General features: G+C 33.2%; 12 protein-coding genes. 2 read left to right on the top strand and 10 right to left on the bottom strand.

What is annotated here, in order from left to right; genetic code table 11:
* Positions 1 to 70: 70 nt before the first annotated feature.
* The gene (locus AC1DKZ_RS10130) at positions 71 to 727 is read right to left on the bottom strand and encodes a hypothetical protein (RefSeq protein ID WP_476996135.1); all 657 of its coding nucleotides are present in this window, start codon (positions 725 to 727) and stop codon (positions 71 to 73) included.
* Between the two features lie 218 nt (positions 728 to 945).
* Between AC1DKZ_RS10130 and AC1DKZ_RS10125 the strand changes: the two genes are divergently transcribed.
* Complete coding sequence (locus tag AC1DKZ_RS10125) at positions 946 to 1,773, top strand: peptidoglycan-N-acetylglucosamine deacetylase (protein WP_002084916.1); 828 nt, start codon at positions 946 to 948, stop codon at positions 1,771 to 1,773.
* A gap of 42 nt (positions 1,774 to 1,815) precedes the next feature.
* Here AC1DKZ_RS10125 and AC1DKZ_RS10120 read toward each other — a convergent pair whose 3' ends face one another.
* From AC1DKZ_RS10120 to AC1DKZ_RS10100, 5 genes are all read right to left on the bottom strand, one after another.
* Positions 1,816 to 2,241, bottom strand: coding sequence for a WapI family immunity protein (locus tag AC1DKZ_RS10120; protein ID WP_002084914.1), 426 nt, complete (start codon positions 2,239 to 2,241; stop codon positions 1,816 to 1,818).
* Between the two features lie 222 nt (positions 2,242 to 2,463).
* On the bottom strand, positions 2,464 to 3,735 hold the full coding sequence (locus tag AC1DKZ_RS10115) for a PTS ascorbate transporter subunit IIC (RefSeq protein WP_000459912.1): 1,272 nt from the start codon (positions 3,733 to 3,735) through the stop codon (positions 2,464 to 2,466).
* A gap of 24 nt (positions 3,736 to 3,759) precedes the next feature.
* A complete protein-coding gene (locus tag AC1DKZ_RS10110) occupies positions 3,760 to 4,029 on the bottom strand; it encodes a PTS sugar transporter subunit IIB (RefSeq protein ID WP_000757313.1) in 270 nt (89 codons plus the stop codon).
* 13 nt (positions 4,030 to 4,042) lie between these two features.
* Entirely contained in the window at positions 4,043 to 6,148 is a 2,106-nt protein-coding gene (locus AC1DKZ_RS10105) for a BglG family transcription antiterminator (protein ID WP_476996134.1), read from the bottom strand.
* Positions 6,149 to 6,553: 405 nt separating this feature from the next.
* A complete protein-coding gene (locus AC1DKZ_RS10100; protein ID WP_476996133.1) occupies positions 6,554 to 7,099 on the bottom strand; it encodes a TetR/AcrR family transcriptional regulator in 546 nt (181 codons plus the stop codon).
* A gap of 173 nt (positions 7,100 to 7,272) precedes the next feature.
* On the opposite strand from AC1DKZ_RS10100, the gene AC1DKZ_RS10095 reads away from it, so the two are divergent.
* Positions 7,273 to 8,721 carry a DHA2 family efflux MFS transporter permease subunit gene (locus AC1DKZ_RS10095; RefSeq protein ID WP_113937536.1) on the top strand — a complete coding sequence of 483 codons (1,449 nt, stop codon included), beginning with the start codon at positions 7,273 to 7,275 and terminating at the stop codon, positions 8,719 to 8,721.
* Between the two features lie 47 nt (positions 8,722 to 8,768).
* Here the strand turns inward: AC1DKZ_RS10095 and ltaS are convergent, their stop codons facing one another.
* The 4 genes from ltaS to AC1DKZ_RS10075 all read right to left on the bottom strand — a co-directional run bounded on the left by ltaS (position 8,769) and on the right by AC1DKZ_RS10075 (position 13,321).
* Positions 8,769 to 10,742, bottom strand: a complete 1,974-nt coding sequence (gene ltaS, locus AC1DKZ_RS10090) for a lipoteichoic acid synthase (protein ID WP_476996132.1) — start codon at positions 10,740 to 10,742, stop codon at positions 8,769 to 8,771.
* Positions 10,743 to 11,125: 383 nt separating this feature from the next.
* Complete coding sequence (locus AC1DKZ_RS10085) at positions 11,126 to 11,293, bottom strand: ATPase (RefSeq protein ID WP_242309510.1); 168 nt, start codon at positions 11,291 to 11,293, stop codon at positions 11,126 to 11,128.
* 83 nt (positions 11,294 to 11,376) lie between these two features.
* Entirely contained in the window at positions 11,377 to 11,535 is a 159-nt protein-coding gene (locus AC1DKZ_RS10080; RefSeq protein ID WP_235661806.1) for an SRPBCC family protein, read from the bottom strand.
* Positions 11,536 to 11,695: 160 nt separating this feature from the next.
* Positions 11,696 to 13,321 carry an ABC-F family ATP-binding cassette domain-containing protein gene (locus AC1DKZ_RS10075; protein WP_002013447.1) on the bottom strand — a complete coding sequence of 542 codons (1,626 nt, stop codon included), beginning with the start codon at positions 13,319 to 13,321 and terminating at the stop codon, positions 11,696 to 11,698.
* Positions 13,322 to 13,453 lie beyond the last annotated feature (132 nt).

Below are 13,453 nucleotides of genomic sequence, written 5' to 3'. Positions count from 1 at the left end.
TATATTTATTTTTTAAATACGGTATGTGAAATTTTATTGATGTTCTTTAAAATAAAAAACATCCTCTTCCTTATTTTTCACACGGTTGTTCATTCACACTCTGTATACAATACTCCACAAGCGCATTCAACGGATTTATTATGTTCCTTCCTATTATATTTTCTACCCTTGTAGTAGCGTCTACCATAGATAATTGTGCAACTGAAAGCATTTCGTTTCTATCTTTCATAATTTCATATAAATACTTTTCTAATTTAACATCATGCTCTTCTTTACGCCCTTGCATAATTAACTCAAATATCCCTTCTATCACTTCTACTTTTACTTGTATGGATTTATTATTCTGCTGAGCGTATAGTCTTAAACGTTCCATCGTTCCTGAAACAGTACGGTTATTTGTAAATAGTATTGTCTGTGGCTCTTCAACCTGACAAATCATTTCAAAGAATGGCTCATCAATTTTCAATATAGGTATGTCTATTTTGAAATTCTCATCTAATAACGTGATATAATCTGTACAAGTTATTAAAAGTGTATCCACATCACTTTCAGCTATATACTTTATAATATCTTTTAAATTATTTCGTGCTTGTTCTCGTTCTATTTTTAGTCTGTGTGATAAGATTGGATCTACAAAATGGAGTATTTCGATTCCAAAAGATTGCAATGCTCGGTCAATGTATTCAATATTTGAATGATGAGCATGTAAACAAGCTAATTTTTTCATACTTATCCACCCTTTCTAAAACAAAAAACGTGAATGAACCATTTTACATGCAGTTCCATTCATTTAATTCTTGTTTCATTTTTTCAAACCTGCAAAACAGTGAAATCTTACATACTTTTTAACAAACTTTTTTGCGCTTGTAAAAAAGTTTTTTTGCATTTCCCCCTCTAAAATTGCTAATATAGTAGAGTAGAACTTTTATAGAGAGTAGGAAAATTATGCACAATGGAATTCGGATGACAACTTTAGTGAAAAGGGCTCTGTTGATTTGCGCTGGGGTATTATTTACATACGAAGCTGCTTACGGATCAACACATATCGCTCTAGCAAGTACAGAGGATGAAGCGAAATCTGTTCAACTTGTAAGTGAAATTCAAACGTCCCTTGCTCCGAAAGAAGCTCCAAAGCACTATAACGGGCAAGTTAGAAAAGTCGCTTACTTAACATTTGACGATGGTCCTGGAAAATACACAGCTGAGCTTTTAGATATGTTAAAAAGTGAAAATGCAAAAGCAACATTTTTCCTAATTGGTTCAAACGTGAAAGCTTTCCCTGATCTTGTAAAACGTGAAAATACTGAAGGCCACTACGTTGGGATGCACAGTATGACTCATAACTACAAGAAGCTTTACACAGAAGGTCATTACGTTGATGAAATGAAAGAAGACCAAGGCTTAATCGCTGGCGTTCTAGGAAAATCACCAGTATTAACTCGTCCAGCTTACGGCTCAATGCCAGGATTAAATGAAGCCCTTCGCAACAAAGTTGTAGAAAATGGTTTAAAAGTTTGGGACTGGACAATTGATTCATTAGACTGGAAATACAACAAAATGCCAGTAGACGCTGCATCTGCTAAAATCGTAGAAAACGTTCTACATGGTGCTACAAACCCAACAGAAGTTATTCTAATGCACGATATTCATCCACAATCAGTTAAAGCAGTACCTGGAATTATTAAAGGGCTGAAAGAAAGAGGATATGAATTAGAAGCCTATAATGAGAACGAACACTTCCCATTAAACTTCTGGCATGATAATCGTATGTAATAAAAAGACTTGATTCCCTCTTGTAGGTTATCAAGTCTTTTTTTATCGTTTTGGGAATTTCCTTTGTTGCTCTTCAATAGAACGAATCATATTCTCTCTATCCTCTTGAGTTATACTGATAGAAAATTCGTACTCCTCTTCCTTACACCATTCGGGTTTAAGTTCCAGCGATAAGCGAATAACAAGGTGAAACTCCTCTTCTTTTTCTCCCATAAATTCAAACGCTAAATTTGGTTCTATGAAATCTAGTTCGTTATATGTAGGGTTTGGTAAAGATTCAAACCATTTTATCATGTACTGTAAATCGTATGTTTGTAAAAAAGGATCCATCGTTTCAAAAACTTTATTTTCTTCTGATAGTTTCGCTTTTACTCTTAACCAATTTCTATCACACTCGTCTTTTGCATCTTTATATTGGTAATTTACAACCTCTAAATGTAATGATATTTTTTCATTTTGAAAATTCATGCATAGACTCCTTTTATTTTACCCTATTTTGAAAATATACTTTTCTGTTTCAATATTGATCCTCAAGGAAAATCAAAAGATTTTACAAACAATCATAACACATTTTTTTCAAACCAATCCCTATTTCTTTTATTCAAATCCCCTCACTTTCTTACACTTTAATATTTAAATAAAAAGACTTGAATTCATAATTAGAATTCAAGTCTTTTTATGCTCTATTATTTAGAAAACATTCCCTAGCAATTTCGCAATTTCACTAATTAAAATACCCACAACAGCAAAGTCGGAATCACCGAATGTTGTATTTTCAAATCCTAATCCACCTAATATAGGTAATAATATAGCTGGTAGGAATGAGATTAATAATCCATTTACAAAAGCTCCAAGTATTGCTCCTCGTCTTCCTCCAGTTGCATTTCCAAATACAGCAGCTGTTGCCCCTGTGAAGAAATGAGGGATTAATCCTGGCACTATTACACTTAATCCGATAAACGGAAGAATAAACATAGATAGTAATCCAGCAATAAAACTTGTTAAAAAGCCAATAATAACTGCATTTGGCGCGAATGGGAAGATTGTTGGACAATCTAATGCTGGTTTGGCATTTGGTACAAGTTTATCTGCTATCCCTTTAAATGCAGGGACAATTTCTGCAATCAACATACGGACACCAGCTAGAATAATATATACACCCGCAGCGAATGTAATTGCTTGCATGAATGAATACACGAGATAATTTTGTCCGTTACTTAATTCTGTTTCGATAAAGTTTTTCCCAGCAAATGGTGCAACAATAAAGAATAACACAGCCATTGTTAATGACATAGAAACTGATGTATCACGTAAAAACCCTAATGACTTCGGTACTTTAATTTGTTCTGTAGATTTTTCCTTATTTCCAAATTTACTACCAACAAATCCTGCTGCTAAATACCCAACTGAACCGAAATGGCCAATTGCGATATCATCCATTCCCGTAATTTTTCTAACATACGGTTGAAGTAGAGCTGGAAAAATGACCATAAGTAATCCTAAAATAATAGACCCACTAATAACTAGTGAAGCGCCTTTCATCCCTGTAGTTGAAAATACAGCTGAAATTAAACATGCCATGAATAAGGTATGATGACCAGTTAAAAATACATATTTAAATCTTGTAAATCGTGCAATTAGTAAATTAGCAATCATCCCAAATACCATAATTAATGCCGTTTCTGTTCCTAAAGTTTGCTGTGCTATCGCAACAACAGCTTCGTTATTTGGAATAATCCCTTTAATATGAAATGCTTTATCAAATATTTTACCAAAAACATCTAAAGCCCCTATTAATATAGTGGCTCCGCCTCCTAAAACGACGAAGCCCATAATTGTTTTTAATGTTCCTGAAACTGTATCTGCAAAATTCTTTTTTTGCAATAGTAAACCACACATAGCAAACAATCCAACTAATATTGCAGGCTGTCCCAAAATATCTTTCATTATTAAATCAAACATAGCACTACTCCCCTTTCACCGTTTCTACATCAGGTGTTTTTGTAATGCTTCTTTAATTTCATTTAAATCTAGAATGTTTGTTAATCCAGCAACTGTGCGAGTACCATCTTCAAGGTTGCAAATGATATCTTTCGCACCTAAATATAGATCTGCTTGTTCTGATTTACTTGATGCTAAATCCGTATGAGAAACTTCAGCTTGCATACCAAGTTCAGTTAATATTTTCTTTACATTCATTTCTATAATAAAACTACTTCCTAATCCATTTCCACATACAACTAATACTTTTTTCATTTCAATCTCCCCTTTAATTAGAATATTTAGCTATCATTTCTAGCATTTTATCTTTTGAATTTGAATGCATTAACATTTCTATGTTCGTTGGTTCAGATAACATCTCACTTAATTGTGCCAATGCCTTCAAATGTGTCTCGTTATCTATAGCTGCTAATACAATAATTAAATTTACAGCATGCTCTTGTTTTTCTGAAAATAACACACCCTCTTTTAGTTGTAATAAACTCATCCCTAATTTTTTGACACCTGCTTCTGGACGAGCATGAGGTATAGCGATTTTAGGTGCAATTACAATATACGGGCCTAACTTCTTTACATTCGCAATCATTTCAGAAATATATGCTTCAGAAATATGTCCACTTTGTAATAAAGGTTCCGACGCAACACGAATTGCTTCCTCCCACGTCTCAACGTGATTCTCAAGCTCTATAAATTCTCTAGTTAATAGCTCGTTTAACATAGGCTTATATTTCTCCTCCTTATCAATATGTACCGGACCACTCATAAACTCTCTCAATTCATTTTTCAAAGATTTTTCATCTAAAATGTCTGTGTATTTTTGGATAATACCCATCATCATATCAACTGAATCATTTTGATTTTCGCCATATAAAGCTACATTGACTTTTCGTAGTAACGATGCTTTTTCGGAATCGGTCAAAATTGGATTTACCATAAAGATAGGAATTTTCCCCTTCTCCAGTTCAGTTGTAGTAATAATACAATCTACATCAAATGTATTTGATTCATATTCCCGCTTTGAAATGGCTTTTAAAATATCTACACTTGAAAACACTTGCTCTAATTGGTACTGCAACATACGTGATGTACCAATACCATTTGGACAAACAAGTAGCGCGGTTTTTCTTGGGCTGGGAACGATTCCCTCTTTCCTCATCCAAGCACCAAAGTGCATAGTAATATATGCCATTTCATCATCTGAAACTATTTTTCCAACATATTCTTCAAAATGATGAATTACTTTTTTTGTAAGAGTATATACTTCTTCATAATTTTGCTGGATTGTATAAAGTAATGGATTTTCTATTTCAATCCCGTACTTTACACGATAATATGCCGGTTTCATATGCAGATATAGGTCTGAAGCAAGTCCTTTAAAATCTTGAAATATAACACAAGCATAATGTTGAAAATCCTTTATCATATACCCGACCATTGAATGTATTCCATCAATCTCACTTTTTTCAAAGTCTTTTTGTTGAGCATTTACTTTTGCTCCTAACAAATGAGTCGTAATATAATAAATTTCATCTATTGGAAAACCCACGAAAAATACTCTTTCAAACTGTTTTGCAATATATTTTGCTGCTTCAAATTGTTTTGTTTCTCTTAGTACATCCTTTTCAGCATCTTCCATCTCAACACATTTTCCATTTACAATACGATTGCGGAATAAATACATGTAAACGCTTAAACTTTCAAGTACCTCATCTGTGTACTGGACCCCTAAAAGCTCTTCACAATTTGATAAAATATTTTTTATTATAAGAAGTTCCTCGTGATCTTTATTACCTTTTACATTTTTATTATCATTCGTAATATATTTCACATGCGATATTAAATATTCCCATCCATGCTTTGAAATTATTTGTGAAAGATTTAAGATTAATATATTTCGTTTTCCATGTTCATTCCCTATAATATTGTAGCCATGTTTACGATTAAAGTTTAATGCGAGCTTAAACTTCACTAACTCTGCTTTTATTTTTTTTAAGTCAGCAAGAGCAGTATTTCGACTGACTTGCACAAGTTCTATTAAGTCTTCTAATAGAATCCTTTTCTCCATTGTTAGTATATAAAGAACCAGCAATATTTTTCGTTCATGTGGAGAATATTCATATTGGCTTGTTGTAAATCCATTTAACTTTTTTATCACTCTTTGCTTCGTTTCATTATCAAAACAGTAGCCTAAAGGGCGAATATATTCATATGAATTTAAATCCTCTGCAACTAACCAATCTTCTATTTTCTTCATATCATAATAAATTGTTCGCTTTGAAACTTGTATGACTTCCATTAATTGAGATACAGAAACATAGCTATCTGCTTGAATAATTTGCTGTAAAATACTTATACTTCGATTATCTAATATCATATATGATATACACCCTTTCTATACTTGTTCTTAAATAGAATTGCAAGTATAGATACTAACTTTGCAAAATTAGAGTTTGAAATCGCTTTCTATTAATATCTTATCTTGTATCTCTTCTAAAATTAAGTCCAAATTCTTGTTTATGCATAGTGCAATGATTGTACTTTCATTTAAAAATTTTACTATATACATGCGGCATATGAAATTATACAATACGATTTTTTATTTTAAAGACAATTTGTCAATCTAAGTGCGACAGTTCTTCCTGAAACCCTTCATGGGCAGTTTTCTGTATGAAGTAAGTGATGTGATAACTTCTACTTTATACGAAGCGATATGGGCTTTTTTCTTTAGGTGTCGCACTTAATAATACAATGTGTCGATACATAAAATATTTTTAACTCATTACCCTCTGTACATGAAATAAATTTGATTTGCAATATAATCTGAACTAAAGTGAAGTCCATTCCTTATCCACCACATGATAATACCTACCAATGAAGCTGTTTTAATATCAACCGCAACATAATCATTAGGCAAATCCTTTTTCGTATTCTCTCTTCTCGTTTCTATTAACTCTTTTAAAAATAAAAATAGTTGCTCCTCAAATTGATTCATTTTAAATAATATAAATAAATAATTTCGGTGGATATATAAATAATCAAGTAATTGTGTTAGCTTTTGTTTTTCTGATAAATCTTTTGCATGTATTAAATCGGTTATTTTATTTGAAAGTTCATTTGAAATCTCATTCGTGATTTGGTCTAGTAAATCTTGAATATCTTGATAATGTAAGTAAAAGGTTGTTCGGTTTAATCCTGCTTTTGTTGCGACTTTCTGAACCGTTAAACTTGAAATACTAGGATTCTCACATAGGAGAGAAAAAACAGCATTTTTAAACATTTCTCTTGAACGAACTGTACGAGGATCTTCTTTTTTAGGTGTAGACATTTTGAAACTCCTTTATAGATTTTCTCTTTACTTACTCGACAGTGCATACCTTCTATGTCGAGTAGTGAACATTTTCAACAAAACTGTTCATGGTCAAAGAAAATTTATTTTGTTACCATTAATTTTATCGACACAATGTCGATAAATCAAGACAACAATGAAGGAGTTTACCAATGCAAAAGGAAATATCAGAAAGAAATAAAAAAATTATATTAATTGTGCTCATTTCCGGTTGTTTTTTATCAACATTAAATCAGACGCTATTAAATGTAGCGATGAGTAATTTAATGGAAGTATTTGATGTTACGGCCGCTACAGTTCAATGGCTATCAACAGGCTTTATGCTCATAAATGGTGTTCTCGTGCCAATTACGGCATTTTTAATGAAGCGATTTACAACAAGGCAGCTATTTATTAGCTCGATGCTCTCTTTGTTTATTGGGACTGTTCTCTGCGCATGCGCCATGAATTTTGGCATTTTGTTAACAGGAAGAATGATTCAAGCAGTTGGGGCAGGAATTATTATGCCACTAATGATGACAGTTATTTTATATTTATACCCTAGTGAAAAGCGTGGAAGTATTATGGGAACCATCGGTTTCGCCATAATTTTCGCGCCAGCCATCGCTCCAACATTATCTGGCTTTATTATTGAATATGTATCATGGAGATGGTTATTTATTGGATTAGCTCCATTTGTATTAATCGTTATTATTCTCGCGCTAAAATATTTAATGAATGTTGCTGAGACAACAAAAGCAAAATTAGATATCGTAAGTGTCATTTTATCAACGATTGGCTTTGGTTGTATTATATTTGGATTTAGTAGTGCAGGAAGTAAAGGATGGGATCATCCAGTTGTTATTACTACAATTATCATCGGAATAATTGTTACAACCCTATTCTGTTTACGTCAAATAAAGTCTAGCGATCCACTATTAAATTTATCCGTATTTAAATATAAAATTTTCACTCTTACATCAGTCATTAACGTACTCATTACGATGATTATGTATGCTGATTTAATTCTTTTACCGATTTACTTGCAAAATGGACGAGGTTTTACTGCTTTTGAATCAGGTTTACTTCTATTACCTGGAGCTGTGATTAATGCCTTCTTATCACCTATCACAGGTAAAATGTTTGATAAATATGGGGCGAAACCACTCTTTATTACAGGTTTAATATGTATCATTATATCTATGTGGGGTGTAATTGATTTGACCGAATCCACCACTTATATGTATTTAATGGTTCGTACCATTATTCTACGCATTGGACTAAGTTTCATTTCGATGCCTTTAAATACAGCAGGTTTAAACGCTTTACCAAGAGAACTGGGTTCACATGGTTCTGCAGTGAATAATACCGTACGTCAATTAGCAGGTGCTATTGGAACAGCAGTTATTATCACGGTATACACAATTCAATCAACTTCACATGCTTCGCAGTTATCTAGTGAAAATGGAAACATTTCAGTTATGCAAGTAAAGAAATTATCTTCTATCTTCAGCTCAAGTGATGCCTACGTATTTATGTTAGTCTTATCTTTTGTAGCTTTGATTATCGCATGTTTCATGCCTAAAAAAGTAGCACTCCAAAAATCCGAAAGTAAATCTTAAAACAAAAAATCCTACTCGTTTTCTATACGAGTAGGATTTTTTATTATTTATTTTGTTTCCCCGTCTTCAGTCGTCTTCACCTTCGTTTTATTTTTATCACGATGGTTATAGTTGTACTTAGAACGCTCTACTGGAGTGAAGCCTTCTGGTGTGTAGAATCGTAATAAGTCGCCGTTAACAACTTGGTCAGAGTATTTTAGTGATTTTTGAACCATTTGTTCATTTTGTTTTATTTCGTCTGTAAATTCTACTGGATTTCCAGTCGCTGTATCATAGTATTTGCCGTTCAGTGCAGTCACTGTTGGACTTACATAGTTACCGTTACGGAAAGGAACGACTTGTTTATGATCTGGCGATAATAAATCTGATCCGAATTGGACATAATTCTTTGTATCTGTACCTAGTAAGTGTAATAAAGTTGGAAGAACGTCAATTTCTCCGCCATATTGATGTTGTATGCCGCCTTTCATTCCTGGTACGCGAATGATTAATGGTACACGTTGTAATTGAGCATTTTCAAATGAGTTCATTTCTTTACCCATTATTTGAGACATTGCTGCGCCATGATTATCTGAAATACCGTAATGGTCACCGTACATAACGATAATTGAGTTATCGTATAAACCAGATTGTTTCAAGTAATCCATGAAGCCTTTTACAGATTCATCTAAATAACGTGCTGTTTGGAAATACGTATCTACAGATGAATCACCTGTTTTCGCTGGTTCAATTGTCGCTTCCGCTTTATCAATTGGATAAGGGAAATGGTTCGATAACGTAATAAATTTTGAATAGAACGGTTGTTTTAACGTTTGTAATAATGGAATGGATTCATTAAAGAACGGTTTATCTTTTAACCCATAGTTTACTACATCTTTTTCGTTCATATCATAGTATGACGCATCAAAGAATTTATTAAAACCAAACGATTTATAAATTTCATCACGGTTCCAGAACGTTTTGTAGTTACCGTGGAACACTGCTGATGTGTATCCTTGTTGACCTAAAATAGCTGGTGCTGATTGATACGTGTTATTAGCTTTATTTGTAAAAACAGATCCTTGCGATAATCCAAACATTGAGTTCTCTAACATGAACTCCGCATCAGATGTTTTACCTTGTCCTGTTTGATGGAAGAAGTTATCAAAGTATAACGTATTCGCATCTTTTGTAAATGAGTTTAAGAATGGTGTAACCTCTTGACCATTTAGCTTGTAGTTTAGTAAAAAGTTTTGGAATGACTCTAAATGAATATAAATTACGTTCATTCCTTTTCCTTTACCGAAATACTCAGGATTTGGACTTGCATAAGTTGATGTAAGATAGTTTCTAACTTCTGTCATATTATCTCCATCCGCTAATGCTCGTTCTGTTGATGCTTTCGCACTTTGAATACCATCATAAATCGTAAAGTTGTACGCCCCTAAATATTTCACGATATAATTGCGGTCAAATGTTCTTGTTAACAATTCAGGACGGTCAGATTCTGCCAGACCTAAGTTAACGCTAAAGAATAAAATACCTGCTACAAATACTAGCGATAATTTATGCTTCGCAACACGGATTGGTTTAGGATTTACAAATTTCGTTGCGACTAAAACAATTAAAATGATTGTATCTAAGAAATATAGTGGGTCATATAAGTGTAGCAATGCAAAAATACTACCACCTAAATCTCCAAAGTTATTCGTTTGTGTTAATGTCGGGAACGTAATAAAGTCGCTGAAAAAGCGATAATATACTACGTTGGCATATAAAAGTATAGACATTAGCAAATTAATAATAATTAACCAAATGTAAGCTCGTTTCCCTTTCGCGAATAGTGCGAGCCCTAAAAATAGAACTGCTGAGCTTAACGGGTTGAAAAACAGTAAGAACTTTTGGATTGTGTTCGATATCCCTAAATTAAATTCTGTCACATATGCTGCATATGTTTTTAACCAAAGTAAAATAACGGCAAATACGAAAAATCCAAAATGATTACTTAATACTCGTTTACTCTTTAATAAAAATTGTTGCATCTCTCCACCTCTTTTGATCATCCAAGGCTTATTTTATATAAGTCTGTCTCTCTATTTAATTTTTCTTCTTCAAATAGATTTTATTTGTTTAACTATATGAAGAATATTAGTAATTATAATTTGTAGCTTTTATTTATTCAACTATTTCTTTTTAAACATTTTGACTTTGGTTTCTATTTTACAAAATACATTTGTAACATTTCCTGTTTTCTCCCAAGGCTCATCCACTAATTATGACTCCACAAACTATAATCCTTTATTTCCTCATTTGCAAACTAATCTATCTCCAATTTTGGTACATTCATGTAAACTACCCAATTTCATAAAATAAAAAGTGTAGTTTGGGCAATTTGCTCAAACTACACTTTTTCGACTACCGTTTATCATCCTTTGTAGCTATTCCCTCTTCTTTTAAACAACTCTTTAAGTCCCATGAACATTACATTCCAACCATGTTCAGAGCCATCATGACACCCCTTTAAAGCTTTTTCAACATCATATTTTGTCCAATCTTCTTCATGAGCAACGATTATATTTTGTGAAAATATCATTTTAAATCCTTGTTGTTTCTCTTTTATTTCAACTGTGTTTTTATCTAATAATTCACTAAACTGCGGCGTTTTTAATGTAAATACTAATTTTTTTTAGGACGATTCATTTCGATATATTCCCCAATTGCTCGATAATCTTTTCCGCCACGATGATCAATAATTTCCCAACTCCCTCCTACTTCAGGAGTATTTCCCGTTACTTTATCCGTCCCTTCCAATGTAAAAAACCATTTCTTGATCATTTCAGGGTTTATCCACGCTTCAAAAATTTCTTACCTTCGCTAATGTTATTTTTGAATAATTATTCATTTTAATCCTTCCCCCACTTTATATTAAAACGAATATTTGTTTACTTAAAAAACCCCCGCTCTCATAAAAGAGAGCGGGGGTTTTAATCATTCATTATTGACCTTTGTACATTGCATCAACTTGTTTTTGAAGTTCTTCATTTTCTAAGAACTCATCATACGTCGCTACCTTATCAACTACACCGTTTGGCGTTACTTCGATAATACGGTTTGCAATTGTTTGTACGAACTGATGGTCATGAGAAGTGAATAGTAATGTTCCTTTAAATGTGATTAAACCGTTGTTTAATGCTGTAATAGACTCAAGGTCTAAATGGTTCGTTGGATCATCTAATGTTAATACGTTTGCACCGCTTAACATCATTTTAGATAACATACAACGAACTTTTTCTCCTCCAGATAAAACAGAAACGTTTTTCTTTACTTCTTCACCAGAGAATAGCATACGGCCTAAGAAACCACGTAAGAAACTTTCTGATTCATCTTGTGGAGAGAACTGACGTAACCAATCAATTAAAGTGTAATCACTGTTCTCGAAGTACTCAGAGTTATCTCTTGGGAAATGAGCTTGAGATGTTGTTACACCCCATTTGAATGAACCGCTATCTGGCTCCATTTCACCCATAAGAATTTTAAATAATGTTGTCATTGCAATATCGTTACGGCCGATAAATGCAACTTTATCACCTTTATTTAAAGTGAAGTTCACATTATCTAATACTTTTTCTCCGTCGATTGTTTTAGAAATACCTTCAACCGTTAATAAGTCATTTCCTACTTCACGCTCTGGTGTGAAACCAACGAACGGATAACGACGTGATGACGGTCTAATATCATCTAATGTAATTTTATCTAATAATTTTTTACGAGAAGTTGCTTGCTTCGCTTTAGATGCGTTTGAGCTAAAGCGCGCAATAAAGTTTTGTAACTCTTTTACTTTCTCTTCTTTTTTCTTGTTAGAATCTTGCGTTAGTTTTAATGCTAATTGGCTTGACTCATACCAGAAGTCATAGTTACCAACGTATAATTGAATTTTACCGAAATCAAGATCAGCCATGTGCGTACATACTTTATTTAAGAAGTGACGGTCATGGGATACAACGATAACTGTATTATCAAAGTTCATTAAGAAGTTTTCTAACCATTGAATCGCTTTTAAGTCCAAATGGTTGGTAGGCTCATCTAGTAATAGAATGTCAGGTTGACCGAATAAAGCTTGAGCAAGTAATACTTTTACTTTCTCTGCCCCTGTTAATTCAGACATCTTTTTATCATGAATATCTTCGCCGATACCTAATCCTTTTAGAAGGATTGCAGCTTCTGACTCAGCTTCCCAACCGTTTAGCTCAGCGAACTCACCTTCAAGTTCTGCAGCACGCATGCCATCTTCATCACTAAAGTCTTCTTTCATGTAAATTGCATTTTTCTCTTGCATTACTTTATAAAGACGTGTGTGACCCATCATTACTGTTTCTAGTGCAGGGAACTCTTCATATTCGAAGTGATTCTGTTTTAATACTGCTAGACGCTCACCTGGCGTAATATGTATGTCACCTGTTGATTGGTCAATTTCTCCAGATAAAATCTTTAGAAATGTTGATTTACCAGCACCGTTTGCTCCAATTAAACCATAGCAATTACCTGGCGTGAATTTTATGTTAACATCTTCAAATAATTTGCGATCTGCGAAACGCAAACTAACGTTACTTACTGTAATCATTTGTGTCCTCCTACTAATACCGCTTATTTCAGCGTTTTCTCACCGATTGTCTTAAAAAATCGCATATTACGACTCAATTATTGTAGACTATAGCTATTATATAGTAGAAGCTGGATGAATAGCAACGGTTGA

The sequence above is a fragment of the Bacillus sp. 05T21 genome, from assembly GCF_056396785.1.
Note: the sequence above shows the minus strand (reverse complement) of the source record. Positions and strands in the feature narration are given on the sequence as shown.

Bases quoted from the DNA above. Each gene is read 5' to 3' on its own strand.
- AC1DKZ_RS10130 (WP_476996135.1), bottom strand. From the start codon at position 727: ATGAAAAAATTAGCTTGTTTACATGCTCATCATTCAAATATTGAATAC.
- AC1DKZ_RS10125 (WP_002084916.1), top strand. From the start codon at position 946: ATGCACAATGGAATTCGGATGACAACTTTAGTGAAAAGGGCTCTGTTG.
- AC1DKZ_RS10120 (WP_002084914.1), bottom strand. From the start codon at position 2,241: ATGAATTTTCAAAATGAAAAAATATCATTACATTTAGAGGTTGTAAAT.
- AC1DKZ_RS10115 (WP_000459912.1), bottom strand. From the start codon at position 3,735: ATGTTTGATTTAATAATGAAAGATATTTTGGGACAGCCTGCAATATTA.
- AC1DKZ_RS10110 (WP_000757313.1), bottom strand. From the start codon at position 4,029: ATGAAAAAAGTATTAGTTGTATGTGGAAATGGATTAGGAAGTAGTTTT.
- AC1DKZ_RS10105 (WP_476996134.1), bottom strand. From the start codon at position 6,148: ATGATATTAGATAATCGAAGTATAAGTATTTTACAGCAAATTATTCAA.
- AC1DKZ_RS10100 (WP_476996133.1), bottom strand. From the start codon at position 7,099: ATGTCTACACCTAAAAAAGAAGATCCTCGTACAGTTCGTTCAAGAGAA.
- AC1DKZ_RS10095 (WP_113937536.1), top strand. From the start codon at position 7,273: ATGCAAAAGGAAATATCAGAAAGAAATAAAAAAATTATATTAATTGTG.
- ltaS (WP_476996132.1), bottom strand. From the start codon at position 10,742: ATGCAACAATTTTTATTAAAGAGTAAACGAGTATTAAGTAATCATTTT.
- AC1DKZ_RS10085 (WP_242309510.1), bottom strand. From the start codon at position 11,293: ATGATATTTTCACAAAATATAATCGTTGCTCATGAAGAAGATTGGACA.
- AC1DKZ_RS10080 (WP_235661806.1), bottom strand. From the start codon at position 11,535: ATGATCAAGAAATGGTTTTTTACATTGGAAGGGACGGATAAAGTAACG.
- AC1DKZ_RS10075 (WP_002013447.1), bottom strand. From the start codon at position 13,321: ATGATTACAGTAAGTAACGTTAGTTTGCGTTTCGCAGATCGCAAATTA.